The organism is uncultured Marinobacter sp., assembly GCF_947259545.1.
Taxonomy (GTDB): Bacteria; Pseudomonadota; Gammaproteobacteria; order Pseudomonadales; family Oleiphilaceae; genus Marinobacter.
Genome location: NZ_CAMYMK010000006.1, coordinates 69572 through 86562, shown reverse-complemented (window position 1 = coordinate 86562; position 16991 = coordinate 69572). Strand labels below are relative to the sequence as shown.

Below are 16991 nucleotides of genomic sequence, written 5' to 3'. Positions count from 1 at the left end.
TGGCTCAGTCCAGTTGCATTGGATCGGTGGCATTATCCCTCGTCGGATGGAAGTGGGCGTCGATGACCTCTTCCGGTACGTCCTGCAAACTGTTGAATGACCACTTGGGCGAGTGGTCCTTATCCACCATCCGGGCCCTTATACCCTCCGGCAGGTCCGGACGACGGGTGCACTCGGTTGCCATCGCCAGTTCCATCCGGAACACGGCCTTGAGTGACATCTGTTGTGCGCGTTTGAGCTGGTTCCACACCAGCCACATGGACACCGGGCATCCGGTTTTCAGGTTATGGACAGCGCTTTCCCACCAGTCGCTGTTGATGTCGGCCGAGATCAGGCGGTCGACAATGGCGGGCAGATCATCGCCGGCGCCCAGCCTGGCGATTGCCTGTTCGTGATTCGCCAGTTCGCTGGGGCCCAGAGCTCTGTAATCCACTGCATTCAGCTGGTTGAGCAACCGGAACAGCCGGTTGTCGTCGACCGCGGCTTCGCCGGCCCAGCGCTCATTCTGCAGGCGTTCAACCAGAGATGTGCGTTCCTCGGGCAGGATGGCCATGTCCGCCAGCCCTACACGGATCGCATCGGAGGCATTCAACCGGCATCCTGTCAGCCCCATGAACAAGCCCAGGCGTCCGGGCAGGCGATTGAGGAACCAGCTGGCACCCACGTCGGGAAACAGGCCAATGGCCACTTCTGGCATGGCCAGAGTGACATCCGGTGTGATGAGTCGGTAACGGCAGGCGGCCAGCAGCCCAAGGCCGCCACCCATGACCACGCCGTGACCAATCCCCACCACCGGTTTCGGAAAACGGTGGATCGTGTAATCGAGACGGTATTCGTGTTGGAAGAATTCTGTTGCAAGGGCGGGATCACCGTTTCCGGTGATGGCGCCATGGAGGTTGCGGATATTGCCGCCGGCACAGAACGCCCGATCCCCCGCGCCCTGGAGAATCACCAGGGCGATCTGATCGTCACTTGCCCAACGATCAAGGGTCGCCTGCATATCGTCGATCATCTCGATGGAGAGAGCATTCAGGGTAGCGGGGGAATCCAGGGTGATCTGGCCGATACGGCCTTCGAGGCAGTCCAGTTCTTGCACCTGAATGGGCATGTTCGAGTCTCCGCCTGTAGGAACAGGTTGTTGCGTTATTGATGTACTTTGTCGGTTCTTGTCGCCCGGTTAAAGAGGACAAACGTCGAACCGGCAGGCTCCCCGCCTGTTCTCATTCACGCCTTGATATTACACATTTGAGGATGAATGTCGCTGTGCTATAAGTAAGGGCGAGTCTATGTCCGGCCACTGGTTGATGCCGGTTATCAAAACGATGAGAGGGTAGAGCCAATGCGTTTGAAACACTATACCATTGCCGGTCTGTTTGCACTCGGCACCGTCGTCCCTGCCGGGGTTATGGCTGCGGATGCAGAGGCCGGTAAGGCGAAAGCTGCGGTTTGCGCGGCCTGTCACGGCAAGGACGGCATCGCGTCTATTCCCGGTTATCCGAATCTGGCGGGGCAGAATGAGGCATATCTGAAGAGTGCCCTGAAGGCGTACAAGAACAAACAGCGGTCCGGGGGGCAGGCAGCAATTATGCAGGGCCAGGCAGCGGCTCTGAGCGACGAGGATATTGCTAATCTCGCGGCCTACTACTCCAGCCTGCCTGCGGGTGGTGGCAAGTAATTCCGGGTCTGGTCCGAACTGTGACGGGCGGGCGGCTCAGGCCGCCCGACTGACAATCCGATAACTGGGCTTGTAGGCGCTGGAACCGGGCAGCTTCATCCGGTCCTGGGCCACGAACTGTTCCAGCATGGCTTCCAGAGGCTGGATCAGGCTGGGGTCTCCGGCAATTTCAAATGGCCCCTTTTCCTGCACCTGCCTGATACCACTTTCTTTTACGTTCCCCGCGACAATGCCGCTGAAGGCCTTGCGCAAGTTGGCGGCGATCATGTGAACCGGCTGGTCCCGGTGAAGTTCCAGTGCCAGCATGTTGTCGTGGTTGGGCTCGAAAGGCAGCTGAAATACCGGGTCGATTTTCAGCATCCAGTTGAAATAATAAGCGTCCTGCATGGCCCGGCGGAAGGTTTCCACTTCCTTCATGCCCTTTTTCATGGTCTGTGCCACCCGGCTTGGGTCATCGATAATGATTTCGTACTTGCTGGCTGCCTCGTCCCCGAGAGCATTGCGGATGAACTTGTCGATCATCTCGAAATATTCGGCGTTCTCCTGTTGCCCGGTAAACACCACCGGGAAAGGCAGGTCGGCATTGTCCGGGTGCAGCAGGATCCCCAGCAGGTACAGAATTTCCTCGGCGGTGCCCACACCACCGGGGAAGACTATGACACCGTGGCCGGTGCGGACAAAGGCTTCCAGGCGTTTTTCAATATCCGGCATGATCACCAGTTCATTGACGATCGGGTTAGGCGCCTCGGCCCCGATAATGCCCGGTTCGGTCAGACCGATATAACGACCGTTTTTTACCCGCTGCTTGGCATGACCAATGGTGGCGCCTTTCATCGGACCTTTCATGGCGCCCGGACCACACCCGGTGCAGATACTCAACGCACGCAATCCCAGCTGATGTCCCACTTCCTTGCTGTACTGGTATTCCTGTTGATTAATGGAGTGGCCACCCCAGCACACCACCAGGTCAGGTTGACGACCGGCCTGAAGAACCCGCGCATTGCGCAGGATGTGAAAGATCAGGTTGGTGATGTCTTCCGGGTCATCCCTGCGAAAGCCGGAAGCCGACTGCGGAATCGAATAGGAATAGATAATGTCCCGCAACACCGAGAACAGGTGCTCGCGGATGGCTCGTAACATGGCGCCGTCCACGAACGCGTGGGCCGGTGCATTCACCAGTTCAAGCTTCAGCCCCCGGGGCTGGGGAACCAGCCGGACGTCGAAATCAGCGTGTGCTTCCATCAGTGACTTACAGTCATCGGTTTCAACGCCGGTGTTGAGCACCGCCAGGGCACACTGACGGAACAGTCGGTAGAGACCACCCTCACTCTTGTCTTTCAGTCGATTGACTTCATGGTTGGAAAGAATTTCAAGGCTGCCCTCGGGTGACACCAGGGCATTGATGGTCGGTTCTGTCATGAACAGTGTGGCTCCTGAACATTGTGCGGCGTGGGCATCATGATAGGCCCCGCAGTTCGCTGATTATGGTGTAACGGCAATGCCTGATTTTGAGGCGTCCGTCAAAACCGTTAGACTAGGCCCATTCTTTCCAATACGCCACCCGACAAAATTCCGATTTATGAAACTCCTGATTCGTCCTGCGGCGGAAGTCGCCATTAAAAGCAAGCCTGTACGTCGCCAGCAAATGCGGCACCTTCGCCAGAACATCCGCAAGGTACTGTCCCGCCAGGACAGTGACATCCAGGTGGACGGCAGTTGGGATCGTGTGACCGTGGACGTCCCTGATGGTCGGGGACTGTCGAGCGTGGTGATTGACGAATTGATGCGCATTCCGGGTATCTCCACGATTCAGGAAATTGCCGTGTTTCCATTTGTCAGTATGGACGATGTGGCAGAAAAAGCGGTAGAAGCGTTTTCCGAGCGAATCAAAGGCAAGACGTTTGCGGTCCGGGTGCGGCGTCATGGCGAGCATGGCTTCCGCTCAATTGATCTTGAGCGCCATGTGGGCGGCGCCCTGATGCAGGCCTCCAGTCCGTTGGGTGTGAATCTGAAAGCTCCCCAGGTAGAGGTTCGCATCGAGATTCAGGACAATTATTACCATATTGCCCATCGCAAGCATCGGGGCCTGGGTGGTTATCCGCTGGGCAGCGTGGAGACCGTGATGACGTTGGTTTCCGGTGGATTCGACTCGTCCGTGGCGGCGTACCTGATGATGCGTCGGGGGCTTCGCAGCCACTTCCTGTTCTTTAACCTGGGTGGCACGGCCCATGAGGTGGGCGTTCGGCAGGTCACGCATTACATCTGGGAGCGGTACGGTTCGTCCCACGGTGCCAAGTTCATTTCCGTGCCCTTCGATGGGGTTATCGGGGAGATCATGCGGTCGGTTAATCACCGGCATTGGGGGGTGGTGTTGAAGCGCCAGATGCTGAAGGCGGCCTCCGCTATCGCCCGGGAGAGTAATGCCGTGGGGCTGGTGACCGGTGACGCGGTTGCCCAGGTATCCAGCCAGACCCTGACTAACCTGAATGTGGTGGATCGTGCCAGTGACGAAGTGGTGTTGAGACCGCTGATCTCGATGGATAAGGAAACCATTATCCAGATTGCCAAGGACATCGGCACGGAGCCCTACGCCCGGACCATGCCGGAATACTGCGGCGTGATCTCCCAGAAGCCGGCCACCCGCGCCAAGTTGCATCGGGTTGAGGAAGACGAAGCTGAAATGGATGCGACGGTTCTGCAGCAGGCGATCGACAGCCGTGAAGAAACGCCGGTTGCCCGATTGCTGGAAACCACAACCACGCCGGAAGAGGTGGAACTGGTGCATACCCCGGACGTCAACGATGTCATCATCGATGTTCGCCATCCGTCCGAGGGCGAGCAGTCACCTCTGAAGATGACCAACAACGAAGTGCTACAGATTCCTTTCTATGAGCTGAATCAGCAGATCGAGTCGCTGCCCCAGGGCAAACAGTACCTGCTGTACTGTGACCGTGGCACCATGAGTCGCATGCATGCCGGCCACCTGCGGGCTGAGGGGCATACCAACATCAAGGTGTACGCCCCCGCGTCATGATTTATCCTTCAATGCCATGGAAGAACTGCTGAACGTTAGCGCTCAGGGTATCCAGATCATAACCACCTTCCTGCACCACCAGGGTGGGGAGGCCGGTCTGACGGATGTGAGTCCCGATCCGCGAAAAACCTTCGGATGAGACGGACACCTTGGCCTGCGGGTCGTCCTTGTAGATATCAAAGCCCAGCGTCAGTATCAGTGCGTCCGGCTGGAACAGGCGGATGGCGGTCAGCGCCTCGTCCAGTTTCTTGAAGAAATCCTCTTCCGAGGAGCCATGAGGCATCGGCATGTTAATATTGTAGCCGTAGCCTTCACCTTCCCCCCGCTCGTTCTCGAACCCGCTGACCACTGGGTAGAAGTTGGTCGGGTCACCGTGTATCGAGATGTAGAGCACATCGCTGCGGTGGTAGAAAATTTCCTGGATCCCCTGGCCATGGTGCATGTCGGTATCAAGTATCACCAGGCGCGGATAACGTTTTTTCATGTGCTCAGCGGCGATGGCGGCGTTGTTGAGATAACAGAAACCACCGGCGGCATCCCTACGGGCATGATGGCCCGGTGGACGGCATACCGCATAAGAGACATGCTCTCCCGCGATCAGGGCGTCGGCCGCGCCCAGCGCGGTTTGAGCCGACCAATAGGCGGCATCCCAGGTATTGGCGCCGATCGGACAGCTGCCATCCGCCAGATAGCAGGCCGCCTCGGCAAGAATGCCCTTCATGGCGTTGGGTGAACGCACAAAGATATTGGACATCACCTCCTCGCCCCAGTCCTCGGGAATCTCCATCCAACGGCGGTGAGCGGACTCCAGGAACCTCAGGTAGCCGAGATCGTGAACCCGGGAAATCGGGCCAGCACCCTGATCCGCCGGCTGCAGCACCGGAACACCCATTGCCTTCAGCCCTTCCAGCATCCGGCCGGTGCGGTCGGGCACTTCCTGAGGCTGGCGCATCTGACCGCGGGTAAAGTATGTCTTGGGTATATGATGGTCCTGAGCAGGGTGGAAAAATGCTTTCATTTGCCGGCCTCCTGAATGGGTCACTCTCCGAGTATAGGCGCAGAAATGACGGGGTCAAAACACCTTCGTCTTACTTTACAGCCCGTGTTTCTGCATCCACTATGAGAGTCATGCTGCCGTGATGCAAACACCAACGGAACCCTGCTTTTCGACCGTTAATCATTGAATGAGAGGAGCCGAGATGATCGAGTCACCCCTGCTTGAAAAGTTGACTGGCTATATCGGCGGTCGCTGGTCTGATTCTGCCGAAGGTCACACGTTTGACGTCTACAATCCCGCGACAGGCAAAGTCATTGCCAGCCTTCCTTCCATGCCGGAGTCAGACGTGGTGGCAGCGGTGGATGCGGGTAAGTCGGCGCTTCGGCTGACCAGCCCCTATACCCTGGAAACCCGCCGCCGGTGGCTGGAGGGCATCCGCGACGCGCTGAGAGAAAACAAGGAAGAAGTGGGTCGCATTCTGTGCATGGAACACGGCAAGCCCCTGAAAGAAGCGCAGGGCGAAGTGGACTATGCAGCCGGATTCTTTGATTACTGCTCCAAGCACATCCAGGCCCTGGACGCCCACACCCTGACGGAAAAGCCCAAGGACTGTACCTGGACCGTCCATTACCGTCCCATCGGTGTGGCCGGCCTGATCACACCCTGGAACTTCCCCATCGGCATGATTGCCAAGAAACTCTCTGCCGCGCTGGCTGCCGGCTGCCCGTCAGTCATCAAACCGGCCAGTGAAACCCCGCTGACGATGATTGCCCTGTTCAGCCTGATGGACAAGCACGTCGACTTGCCGGATGGCATGGTCAACCTGGTGATGGGCAAAGCCAGCGTGATCGGCAAAGTCCTGTGCGAAAGCCCGGACGTACCCATGCTCAGCTTCACCGGTTCCACCGAAGTGGGCCGCAAACTGGTGGTGGATACCGCGGATCAGGTCAAGAAACTGGCCCTGGAGCTGGGCGGCAACGCACCGTTCATCGTATTCGACGATGCAGACCTGGATGCCGCCGCCGACAACCTGATCGCCAACAAATTCCGCGGTGGCGGCCAGACCTGTGTGTGCGCCAACCGCATCTTCATTCACGAGAAAGTCGCTGAAGCCTTCGGGGAAAAACTGGCGGACCGGGTCAACAAAATGACCGTGGGCGACGGCCTGACCGAAGACGTGGACCTCGGCCCGCTGATCAACAAGGCCGGCTTCGACAAGGTCAAACGCCACCTTGAGGACGCCCTCGAGAAAGGCGCCGGTCTCGTGGCCGGCAAGAAACCGGCGGACCTCGGCGAAGGCCACCTGTTCTTCCCGCCGACCGTGATAACCGACGTGAACCGGGACATGTGCTGCTACCGGGAAGAAACCTTCGGCCCACTGGTACCCATGGCACTGTTCCGCACCGAAGAGGAAGTCATCGAAGCGGGTAACGACACCGAGTTCGGCCTGGCTTCTTATGTATTCACCAACGACGCCGAACGCGCCCAGCGGGTAGCCGCCGGCCTGCGCTTCGGTCATGTGGGTTGGAACACTGGCACGGGCCCGACCCCCGAAGCGCCGTTCGGCGGTATGAAAGCGTCCGGAATCGGACGCGAAGGTGGTCTGGAAGGTCTGTTCGAATTTGTAGAAGCCCAGACAGTCCCAAGAGGCTTCTGAAGGAAAAGCCTTCTCCCAAACACGAGAAGCGCGAGGGCGGGCCCCTGTCCGGGACTATGTGTGGCCAAGGATGGCCACACCTAAGCGCACATGGATGTGCTCGTAGCGTGTCCCGGACAGGGGCCCGCCCTCGTGCGACCCACCAAAAGAAAGAGGGCTATCCCAAGGCCCCCGGCAAACGCGTTATTCTCCTGTTATAATCCGATACCTGTTCATTTAACCAGTAGCGACCGAATCTCTATGGATGTCTCCCACATTATCGACGCCCTCAATGACGCCCAACGCGAGGCCGTGACCGCCCAGAACGACCACCTGCTGGTGCTGGCCGGTGCCGGTAGTGGTAAAACCCGGGTGCTGGTACACCGGATTGCGTGGCTGATGCAGGTGGACCGGGTACCGCCAACCGGGATTCTGGCGGTAACGTTCACCAACAAGGCCGCCAAGGAGATGCGTTACCGTATCGAGCAGATGATGGACATCCCCGCCCGTGGCCTGTGGTTCGGTACCTTCCACGGTATTGCCCACCGACTGTTGCGCTCGCACTGGCAGGATGCCGGGTTGCCGGAGAATTTCCAGGTGCTGGACAGCGACGACCAACTGCGGCTGGTCAAGCGGGTGATGCGGGAGCTGCAGATTGATGAGAGCCGCTGGCCACCGAAACAGGCCCAGTGGTTTATCAACAGTCACAAGGATGAGGGCCTGCGGGCGGATCATATTCAGGAGAATCCGGGGGATCATTTCACCTCCACCATGCTGACCGTGTACCGCCAGTACGAAAAACTGTGCCAGCAAAGTGGCCTGGTGGATTTCGGCGAATTGCTGCTGCGCTCCCACGAACTTTGGCTGCATCGTCCGGAGCTGCTGGCCCACTACCAGAACCGGTTCCAGCACATTCTGGTGGACGAGTTCCAGGACACCAACACGATCCAGTATGCCTGGTTGCAGGTGTTGGCCAGTAACCGCGTGCCGTTGACCATTGTCGGGGACGACGATCAGTCCATCTACGGCTGGCGGGGTGCAAAAATCGAGAACATCCAGCAGTATCAGCGGGATTTTCCCAATGCCCGACTGGTGCGGCTGGAGCAGAACTACCGGTCCACGCAACTGATCCTCAAGGCCGCCAACGCGGTGATTGCCAACAACCAGGGGCGCCTGGGCAAGGAGTTGTGGACCGACGGGCCGGATGGTGAACCGATCAGCCTGTACGCGGCGTTCAACGAACAGGACGAAGCCAACTACATCGCCGACACCATTTCCGGCTGGGTACAGGACGGCAACCTGCGCAGCGAATCGGCCATTCTCTATCGCTCCAACGCCCAGTCCCGGGTGCTGGAAGAAGCGCTGATGCGTCAGGGCATTCCCTACCGGGTCTACGGCGGTTTGCGATTCTATGACCGTCAGGAAATCCGTAACGCCCTGGCGTACTTGCGTCTGGTGCACTACCGCCGCGATGACGCCGCCTTCGAGCGTGTGGTGAACGTGCCAGCGCGGGGTATTGGGGCGAAAAGTCTGGCGGAACTGCGGGAAGTGGCCACGGGCCAGAGCATATCCCTGTGGGAGGCTGCCGAACGCCTGTTAGAGGCGGGATTGATGAAGGGGCGCGCCAAAACAGGTCTGCAATCGTTTATGACCATCATCAACGACCTGTCGGAGATGGTGGATGACGCTTCTCTACATGGCTTGATGAAGCAGACCATCGAAGCCAGCGGGCTGAAAGACTACCACGCCAGTGAAAAGGGCGAGAAAGGCCAGGCCCGGGTGGAAAACCTGGAAGAACTGGTCAACGCCCTGTCGGACTTTGAAGTGGAGGATGGCGTCGATCCGCTGGCGGAGTTCATCGCCCAGGCGGCACTGGATGCCGGGGAATCCCAGGCGGAGTCCCACGAAGACAGTGTCCAGCTGATGACGCTCCACTCCGCCAAGGGGCTGGAGTTCCCGCTGGTGTTCCTGGCCGGGGTGGAAGAGGGGCTTTTCCCCCACAGTATGTCCCTGGAAGAGCCGGGACGGATGGAGGAAGAGCGTCGGCTGGCGTATGTTGGCATCACTCGCGCCATGAAAAAGCTGGTGCTTACTTACGCGGAATCCCGCCGCCTCTACGGGCAGGAGAAGTTTCACGCGTTGTCACGGTTTGTGCGGGAGATTCCGGGGGATTGCATCCAGGAAGTGCGGCTGCGTAACACCGTAACCCGCCCGGCGATGCTGGCGCGGCCCAATGAGAGCATGTTCAGTCAGGATTCCGCCGCGCAATCCGGTTTCAGCCTGGGGCAGCGGGTGCGTCATCCGAAGTTCGGTGAGGGGATCGTGATGAACAGTGAAGGCACCGGTCATCACACCCGGGTGCAGGTGAATTTTGATGAAGGGGCCAAGTGGCTGGTTTTGGCTTATGCCCCCCTGGAAGCCTGTTGAGCGAGGAACCTGCCGCGATTACCGGTTGGCGTCATTGGCAGGTGGAGTTGCCGGCCGATCATCGGGAAGGTCAAAACCGTTGTCTCTCATGATCTGACGGGCCCGGTCGCTGTCCATGAAGGCGGAAAACTGCCAGGCCAACTCATTGTCCGCAGCGCGCCGGGTGATGATGTATCCCTGTTCCAGCGGTTGGTGCTGGGAGTCCGGAATCAGCCAGTAACTGCCGGAGGATGCAAGCCTGGGGCTCAACGCAAGGGAGAGCGCCAGAATGCCGAACTGGGCGTTGCCCGTTTCCACAAATTGGGCCGCCTGGGAAACATTGCTGCCAAGAATCAGCTTGTCCTGAACCTGTGACCATACACCGGCGGCTTCCAGGGCTTCGCTGGCGCGTGCTCCGTAGGGGGCATGCCGGGGGTTGGCGATCGCAACGCGCTGAATCTCTTCTGACGCCAGCTCCTTCAGTGTCATTGCGCTGGCGTCCCCGGTGGCACTCCATAGGACGATCCGCCCGACTCCGTAGGGCATAACCTCGGAAGCGGCCAGGCCCTGGCGGGCAAGCTGGCGTGGATAGCTAATGTCGGCGGAGAAGTAGAGATCGTAGGGTGCGCCCTGGGCGATCTGGGTGCTCAGTTTCCCGGACGAGCCGTACACCACGTTGATGGTATCGTCGGGGTGCTGGTCCCTGAACTGCTTGAGAATAGCCTCCATTGCGTACTGGAGATTCGATGCTGCGGCCACCATGAGTTTGTCCGCAAACGCGTCGGGGGCCCACGATAGTACGGCAATCAGCAAAGCAGTCAGGGGCGCTTTCACAATCAACCCTTCCTTCAGGACTGTTCCGGTACTTCGCGAATCCGGCCATGCTCGTCAATGGCGACATAGACGAACCGACCCTCCGTGACCTTGCGCGGGTGCTTGGCGGTACGATCCAGGGTCCAGACTTCAACCTCGATCTTCATAGAGCTGCGACCGATGTCCACCAGCTCGCAGTAGCAACCGACCTGGGAGCCGACCCTGAGTGGAGACAGAAATTCCATTCGGTCCATTGCAACGGTGGCGTTACGGCCCTGAGAGATCCTCCCGGCGATAGTGGCGGCGGCAATGTCCATTTGTTTGACCAGCCAGCCGGCGAAGACGTCGCCGTTGGCATTGGTGTCCGACGGTAGGGGAACAATCTGGAGAATTAGCTCGCCTTTGGGTGTGGGTTTGTCATCGTCGAGTGTTGTCATGGAGCCTGCCTGTTTGTATTGCTGAGTATTGTTTTACACGCATGTTAACGGCCTGTGGGCAGTCTGCAAGAGATTTCATGTCCCGTGATCTATATTTCATACGCTGTAACAAAGTTGTCACAGTTGGTGGCTAATCTGCACTCATCGGCAAAGCAAATCCGACGATAACGTCCAAATGATAATGGAGATTCAGCGTGATTAAACTGAAAACAGCTCTTGCATCCGTTGCCCTGGCGGGCAGCATTGCCGCCGTATCCACTCCGGCTATGGCGCGTGACACTATTAACATCGTGGGCTCCTCCACTGTTTACCCATTCGCCACTGTGGTTGCCGAGCGTTTCGGTCGTAACACGGACTTCCCGACTCCAAAGCTGGAGTCCACCGGTTCCGGCGGTGGCCTGAAGTTGTTCTGTGAAGGGGTAGGCACCCAGCACCCGGACATCACCAACGCTTCACGTCGTATCAAGAAGAGCGAGTTTGAGCGTTGCCAGGCCAATGGCGTGGAAGGCATCACCGAAGTTAAAATCGGTGCTGACGGCATCGTAATCGCCAATTCCAAAGATGCGGACCAGATGGACCTGACCCTGGAGCAGGTGTTCCTGGCCCTGGCCAAGGAAGTTCCGAACCCGGACGGCAGCGAAGAGCTGGTGGCCAACCCATACCAGAAGTGGAGTGATATCGATTCCAGTCTGCCGAACAGGGAAATCAGTGTGATGGGGCCCCCTCCGACTTCCGGTACCCGTGACGCGTTCGTTGAAATCGCAATGGAAGGCGGCTGCAAGCAGTACGACTGGATTGCCGCCATCAAGAAGCAGGACAAGTCTCAGTACAAGACCATCTGTCACAGTATGCGAGAGGACGGCCCGTTCGTCGAAGCCGGTGAGAATGACAACCTGATTGTCCAGCGTCTGGCACAGGATAAGGACACTCTGGGGATCTTCGGCTACAGTTTCCTGATGGAAAATGAAGGCCAGATCCAGGCGTCCATGATCAACGGTGTTGAGCCAACGCCTGACACGATTGCGGATGAAGAGTATCCGGTTGCCCGCTCTTTGTTCTTCTACGTTAAAAATGCCCACGTGGGTGTGGTTCCGGGTATCCAGGAGTACCTTGCTGAATTCACCAGCGAAGGCGCCTGGGGTGATAACGGCTATCTGGTCGATGTAGGCCTGATTCCGAACCCGCGTGGTGTGCGTATGAAAACTGCCAAGGCAGCGAAGAATCTGAAGCCATTGACTGGCGACGAGCTGTAAGGTTCAGTCAGAAGCAGTCAGGGATGACAATAAAGGAATGCGGGCCCGTTGGTCCGCGTTCCTTTATTGCGTTCAGATGAATATTTTTTGCCAGCATGCTGGCAAAATAAATGCCCTAGCTAACTAAATGCCATCAATACAGAGACTGTTATGCAGACGGCCAATCTCTTGCCCCTGATTCTGGTACTCGCTGTGGCTGCCTATGGACTCGCGTTCATGCGATCCCGGGCAGTTGCAGCACCGCTTGGCGGTATCCGGAATCTCAAGGCGCTTCCGTTTTATTACGCTGCCCGTGCCGCCCTGTGGTGCGCGATCCCTGCCCTGATTGTGCTGGCCGCCTGGGCCGGTTTTGAAGGCAAGGTCATTCAGGGCATGGTTATTTCGTCATTGCCCCAGGATGTGTGGCCCGAATCCCCCGGCCAGGCCAGCCTGGTGCTTTCCCAGATCAGCAATGTCGCCGCGGGTAAGCTGAATCCTGAGTTCGTGCCAGAGCACATTGCCGGCGCCGCTGGGCTCCTGGAGAATCTTCGGGCACAGAGTGGCACGTTCAAGACCATTCTGGTATTGCTGATTGCCGCTCTGGGCGCAGCCTTCGCCTGGACTCGCGTGGCACCCCATATCAATGCCCGGGAGAGTGTCGAGCGCACGTTGCGGCGCATTTTCTTCGTGTGTGCGGCGGTTGCTGTATTGACCACTGTGGGCATCGTTTTCTCGGTGATTTTTGAAACCGTCCGATTCTTCGGCAAAGTCCCCATTACCGAGTTTCTGTTTGGCACCTCGTGGAGCCCCCAGACTGCCTTGCGGGCGGATCAGGTTGGTGCTGAAGGTGCCTTTGGCATCATTCCATTGTTCACCGGCACCTTGCTGATATCTGCGATTGCCCTGCTGGTTGCCGTCCCGATCGGATTGCTGTCGGCCATCTACCTGTCCGAGTATGCCAGCAAGCGGGTGCGTTCAACCGTCAAGCCGTTGCTGGAAATGCTGGCTGGCGTACCCACCGTGGTTTATGGTTTTTTCGCCGCATTAACCGTGGCGCCCTTTATCCGCGACATGGCGGAGCTCGTCGGACTGGAAGCGTCTTCCCAGAGTGCGCTTGCCGCGGGTCTGGTCATGGGCATCATGATTATCCCGTTTGTCTCTTCGCTGTCGGACGACGTGATCAACGCCGTTCCCCAAACGTTGCGGGATGGCTCGCTTGCCCTGGGAGCGACCCAGTCGGAAACCATGAAGAACGTGATATTTCCAGCGGCACTGCCGGGCATCATCGGCGGCATCCTGCTGGCGGCCTCGCGGGCGATCGGTGAGACCATGATCGTGGTGATGGCGGCCGGACTGGCGGCCAACCTGACTGCCAATCCTCTGGATTCGGTAACGACAGTGACGGTCCAGATTGCCACGCTGCTTGTTGGTGATCAGGAATTCGACAGTGCCAAGACGCTGTCCGCATTCGCACTGGGTATGATGCTGTTCATCGTCACCCTGCTGCTGAATGTAGTCGCACTCAAGATCGTACGTAAATATAGGGAACAGTATGACTGATCAACGTTCTCAGGCGGAGATTGTCCGCCAGTCCCTGAAGCGCCGGTACCGCAAGGAGCGTCGGTTCCGTCTGTATGGCATTGTGGCGATTTTCATCGCCCTGGCATCACTGTTCATCCTGTTTGCCGACATTATTGGCAAGGGCCATACCGGGTTTGTGAAAACCACCATCACCCTGGACGTGACGCTGGATTCGGAAACCATGTACCTGGACGATCCCACGGATCAAGACCAGATCGCCATGGCCGACTTCGTGGCACCCATTATTGCGGCCCTTCAGGACCATTTTCCGGATGCTGAGGGCAGAGCGGCCAGGCGTGAGCTGGGCCGGCTGGTGGGCAGCTACGCTGCCAGCGACATCCGTGACCTGATCGAGGCGAATCCGGACCTGCTCAACACCACGCAGACCATGGAGTTTCTGGCCCACGATACGGTGTCGGTGTATGTGAAGCACGCCGATGATCCGAGCTACAGCATCCGTCTCTCGGAGCAACAGCAGGCGTGGGTGGATGAGCTGCTGGAAAAAGACGTCATCGATACCAGCTTCAATGACGTGCTGTTCAGCCGTGGCGACTCCAGGGAACCGGGTAACGCCGGCATTCTGGGCGCCATTGTCGGTTCCCTGTTCACCATGCTGGTCACTCTGGCCATTTCCTTTCCGGTGGGCATCGCGGCAGCGATCTACCTGGAGGAGTTTGCCCCGCAGAACAAGATTACCGATTTCATTGAGGTCAATATCAACAACCTGGCGGCTGTGCCCTCAATCATCTTTGGTCTGCTAGGTCTGGCGGTGTTTATAGGGCTGTTTGGCATGCCGCGCTCGGTTCCCGTCGTGGGCGGCCTGGTGCTGGCATTGATGACGCTGCCAACCATCATCATTTCCAGCCGGGCCGCCATCAAGAGCGTACCGCCGTCGATTAGGGAAGCGGCCGAGGGGATTGGAGCGTCAAAGATGCAGGTGGTACTGCATCATGTGGTACCGCTGGCGATGCCTGGCATGCTGACCGGTTCCATCATCGGTATGGCGCAGGCACTGGGTGAAACAGCCCCGCTGCTGCTAATTGGCATGGTGGCCTTCATTGTCGATGTGCCGGACGGGTTCTTCAGTTCCGCCACGGTACTGCCGGTACAGATTTACCTTTGGGCCAGCAGTTCTGAGCAGGGCTTTGTCGAGCTGGCATCCGCCGGCATTATGGTATTACTTGCCTTTATGATCAGTATGAACGCATTGGCCATCTGGCTCCGTAAGCGTCTTGAGCGCCGGTGGTAAAGGAGAGAATTATGAGTGTAAATGAAACGATTTCCAGTGCAGCGGAGCAGCGTGAAGCTTCAGTGCCGGTCCAAGACGTGGCGGTGGAGAAAAAACGGGAAGACATGCCCGTCCAGGAGGGTAAAACCGTAGGTCTTCCCTATGCCGACGACCCCAAGTTCAAGCTGCGCAACGTTGAGGTGTTCTATGGCGACGATCGTGCCATCAAAGACATCAGCCTGGACATTGCCCGTAACGAAGTTATCTCCTTTATCGGACCGTCGGGTTGTGGCAAGTCTACGTTCCTGCGTTGCCTGAACCGGATGAACGACAGCATTGATATCTGCCGGGTCAAAGGCCAGCTGATGCTGGACGACGAGGACATCTACCACTCCAAGCGCGATGTGGTGGAGCTGCGTGCCCGGGTGGGCATGGTGTTCCAGAAGCCGAACCCGTTCCCCAAGTCCATCTACGACAACGTGGCCTACGGCCCGCGAATTCATGGTCTGGCCAATCGCAAGTCGGATCTCGACGAAATCGTCGAAAACAGCCTGCGTAAGGCGGGGCTATGGGACGAGGTCAAAGATCGTCTGGACGCCACCGCAACTGGCATGTCCGGCGGTCAGCAGCAACGCCTGTGCATCGCTCGTGCGATCGCGGTGAGCCCGGAAGTGATCCTGATGGACGAGCCCTGCTCCGCACTGGACCCGATCGCGACGGCCAAAGTGGAAGAGCTGATCTCAGAAATGTCGGAAAGCTATACCATTGTGATCGTGACCCACTCCATGCAACAGGCGGCCCGGGTGTCCCATCGCACCGCGTATTTCCATCTGGGACACCTTGTGGAAGTGAATGAGACGAGCAAGGTTTTCACGTCACCGGAACACGAGTTGACTGAATCCTACATCACCGGCCGTTTCGGTTAACCCGGTCATTGCTGAACACTGGAGAACAGAGTTATGCCAAACACAAAGGACGACGTATACGGCGATCACATATCGCACAAGTTCAACGACGAACTGATGGAGCTGAAGACCGAGTTTCTGACAATGGGCGGTATGGTGGAAGCCCAGGTGGAAAGGGCGATCCAGGCCCTGGTGGATAATGATGGGAGCCTGGCGGACGAAGTGCGCGCCGGTGACAAGAAAGTCGACCAGATGGAAATGGACATCGACGAGGAAGCGACCCTGATCATTGCCCGCCGTCAGCCAACGGCCCGGGATCTGCGTCTGGTCATTTCGGTGATCAAGATGGTGGCCGACCTGGAGCGGGTGGGTGATGAGGCAAAGAAAATTGCCAAGTTCGCCATCAAACTCAACGAAGAAGGCCAGGCCCCCCGCGGCTACGTGGAAGTTCGCCACATCGGTAACCACGTGCTGGCTATGCTGCACGATGCCCTGGACGCCTTTGCCCGCCTCGATTCCGAGCAGGCCTTGCGAATCATGAAGGAAGACAAGCGGGTTGATGAGGAATACCAGGCGGCTGCCCGGACTCTGCTGACGTTCATGATGGAAGATACCCGCAATATCTCACGCTGCATGTCGGTCATGTGGGTGCTGCGAGCTCTGGAGCGGGTGGGTGATCACGCCTGCAACATTGCCGAAAACGTGATTTTCATGGTCAAGGGCGAGGATGTTCGCCATACGCCGGTGGAAGAAGCCGAGAAGGTCGTCGGTCGCTGAATTGATAACAGGCATGCTGGTTTGGGTGGGAAGGCCGCTGTGCGGTGTGGCTTTCCCGGACACGCTCGAGCCGTCCTGGGCGCTTAGCTTTGGCCATCCATGGCCAAAGATAGTCCGGGAAAGCCACACCGCACACCGGCCAATCAGACCTGTGAGTTAGCTCGACCGACGATCACTGAACTCTCATGGACGGCATTGACGTATTGGCACCAAAGTTGGAGCAAGCGGGTCGGTCCTTCTGTCCGGGACTATCTTTCGCCATGGATGGCG

The 16991-nt window shown here is 58.2% G+C and carries 14 protein-coding genes; 9 read left to right on the top strand and 5 right to left on the bottom strand.

Annotated features, from left to right (window positions below; translation table 11 throughout):
- Nucleotides 1-4: 4 nt before the first annotated feature.
- Nucleotides 5-1108 (bottom strand): enoyl-CoA hydratase/isomerase family protein, encoded by a 1104-nt coding sequence (locus tag Q0Y21_RS07530; protein ID WP_297793292.1) that lies wholly within the window; start codon nt 1106-1108, stop codon nt 5-7.
- Between the two features lie 231 nt (nt 1109-1339).
- Here Q0Y21_RS07530 and Q0Y21_RS07525 point away from each other — a divergent pair, with 231 nt between their 5' ends.
- Nucleotides 1340-1675: a cytochrome c gene (locus Q0Y21_RS07525; RefSeq protein ID WP_297793291.1), complete on the top strand. Its 336-nt coding sequence runs from the start codon at nt 1340-1342 to the stop codon at nt 1673-1675.
- A 36-nt stretch (nt 1676-1711) separates the two neighbouring features.
- Here Q0Y21_RS07525 and ppnN read toward each other — a convergent pair whose 3' ends face one another.
- Nucleotides 1712-3094, bottom strand: a complete 1383-nt coding sequence (gene ppnN, locus Q0Y21_RS07520) for a nucleotide 5'-monophosphate nucleosidase PpnN (RefSeq protein WP_297793289.1) — start codon at nt 3092-3094, stop codon at nt 1712-1714.
- A gap of 160 nt (nt 3095-3254) precedes the next feature.
- On the opposite strand from ppnN, the gene thiI reads away from it, so the two are divergent.
- Entirely contained in the window at nt 3255-4709 is a 1455-nt protein-coding gene (gene thiI, locus Q0Y21_RS07515; RefSeq protein ID WP_297793287.1) for a tRNA uracil 4-sulfurtransferase ThiI, read from the top strand.
- Between the two features lies 1 nt (nt 4710).
- Here the strand turns inward: thiI and Q0Y21_RS07510 are convergent, their stop codons facing one another.
- Complete coding sequence (locus tag Q0Y21_RS07510) at nt 4711-5727, bottom strand: histone deacetylase family protein (RefSeq protein WP_297793286.1); 1017 nt, start codon at nt 5725-5727, stop codon at nt 4711-4713.
- 181 nt (nt 5728-5908) lie between these two features.
- Here Q0Y21_RS07510 and Q0Y21_RS07505 point away from each other — a divergent pair, with 181 nt between their 5' ends.
- Both Q0Y21_RS07505 and uvrD read left to right on the top strand, forming a co-directional pair.
- Complete coding sequence (locus Q0Y21_RS07505; protein ID WP_297793284.1) at nt 5909-7363, top strand: NAD-dependent succinate-semialdehyde dehydrogenase; 1455 nt, start codon at nt 5909-5911, stop codon at nt 7361-7363.
- Between the two features lie 240 nt (nt 7364-7603).
- Nucleotides 7604-9769 (top strand): DNA helicase II, encoded by a 2166-nt coding sequence (gene uvrD, locus Q0Y21_RS07500; RefSeq protein WP_297793282.1) that lies wholly within the window; start codon nt 7604-7606, stop codon nt 9767-9769.
- Between the two features lie 18 nt (nt 9770-9787).
- Here the strand turns inward: uvrD and modA are convergent, their stop codons facing one another.
- Together modA and Q0Y21_RS07490 are read right to left on the bottom strand one after the other, a co-directional pair.
- Nucleotides 9788-10582, bottom strand: coding sequence for a molybdate ABC transporter substrate-binding protein (gene modA, locus Q0Y21_RS07495; protein ID WP_297793280.1), 795 nt, complete (start codon nt 10580-10582; stop codon nt 9788-9790).
- Between the two features lie 14 nt (nt 10583-10596).
- Nucleotides 10597-10998, bottom strand: coding sequence for an acyl-CoA thioesterase (locus Q0Y21_RS07490; protein WP_012137173.1), 402 nt, complete (start codon nt 10996-10998; stop codon nt 10597-10599).
- Nucleotides 10999-11192: 194 nt separating this feature from the next.
- Here Q0Y21_RS07490 and Q0Y21_RS07485 point away from each other — a divergent pair, with 194 nt between their 5' ends.
- The 5 genes from Q0Y21_RS07485 (at nt 11193) to phoU (ending at nt 16721) form a co-directional block, all read left to right on the top strand.
- Nucleotides 11193-12251, top strand: a complete 1059-nt coding sequence (locus Q0Y21_RS07485) for a substrate-binding domain-containing protein (RefSeq protein ID WP_297793277.1) — start codon at nt 11193-11195, stop codon at nt 12249-12251.
- Between the two features lie 150 nt (nt 12252-12401).
- Nucleotides 12402-13790: a phosphate ABC transporter permease subunit PstC gene (pstC, locus tag Q0Y21_RS07480; RefSeq protein ID WP_297793275.1), complete on the top strand. Its 1389-nt coding sequence runs from the start codon at nt 12402-12404 to the stop codon at nt 13788-13790.
- Nucleotides 13783-15060, top strand: coding sequence for a phosphate ABC transporter permease PstA (pstA, locus tag Q0Y21_RS07475; protein WP_297793273.1), 1278 nt, complete (start codon nt 13783-13785; stop codon nt 15058-15060). Before pstC ends, pstA begins: the two co-directional genes overlap by 8 nt.
- An 8-nt stretch (nt 15061-15068) precedes the next feature.
- On the top strand, nt 15069-15965 hold the full coding sequence (gene pstB / locus Q0Y21_RS07470; RefSeq protein ID WP_297793418.1) for a phosphate ABC transporter ATP-binding protein PstB: 897 nt from the start codon (nt 15069-15071) through the stop codon (nt 15963-15965).
- A gap of 33 nt (nt 15966-15998) precedes the next feature.
- Nucleotides 15999-16721, top strand: a complete 723-nt coding sequence (phoU, locus tag Q0Y21_RS07465; protein WP_297793272.1) for a phosphate signaling complex protein PhoU — start codon at nt 15999-16001, stop codon at nt 16719-16721.
- Nucleotides 16722-16991: the final 270 nt, after the last annotated feature.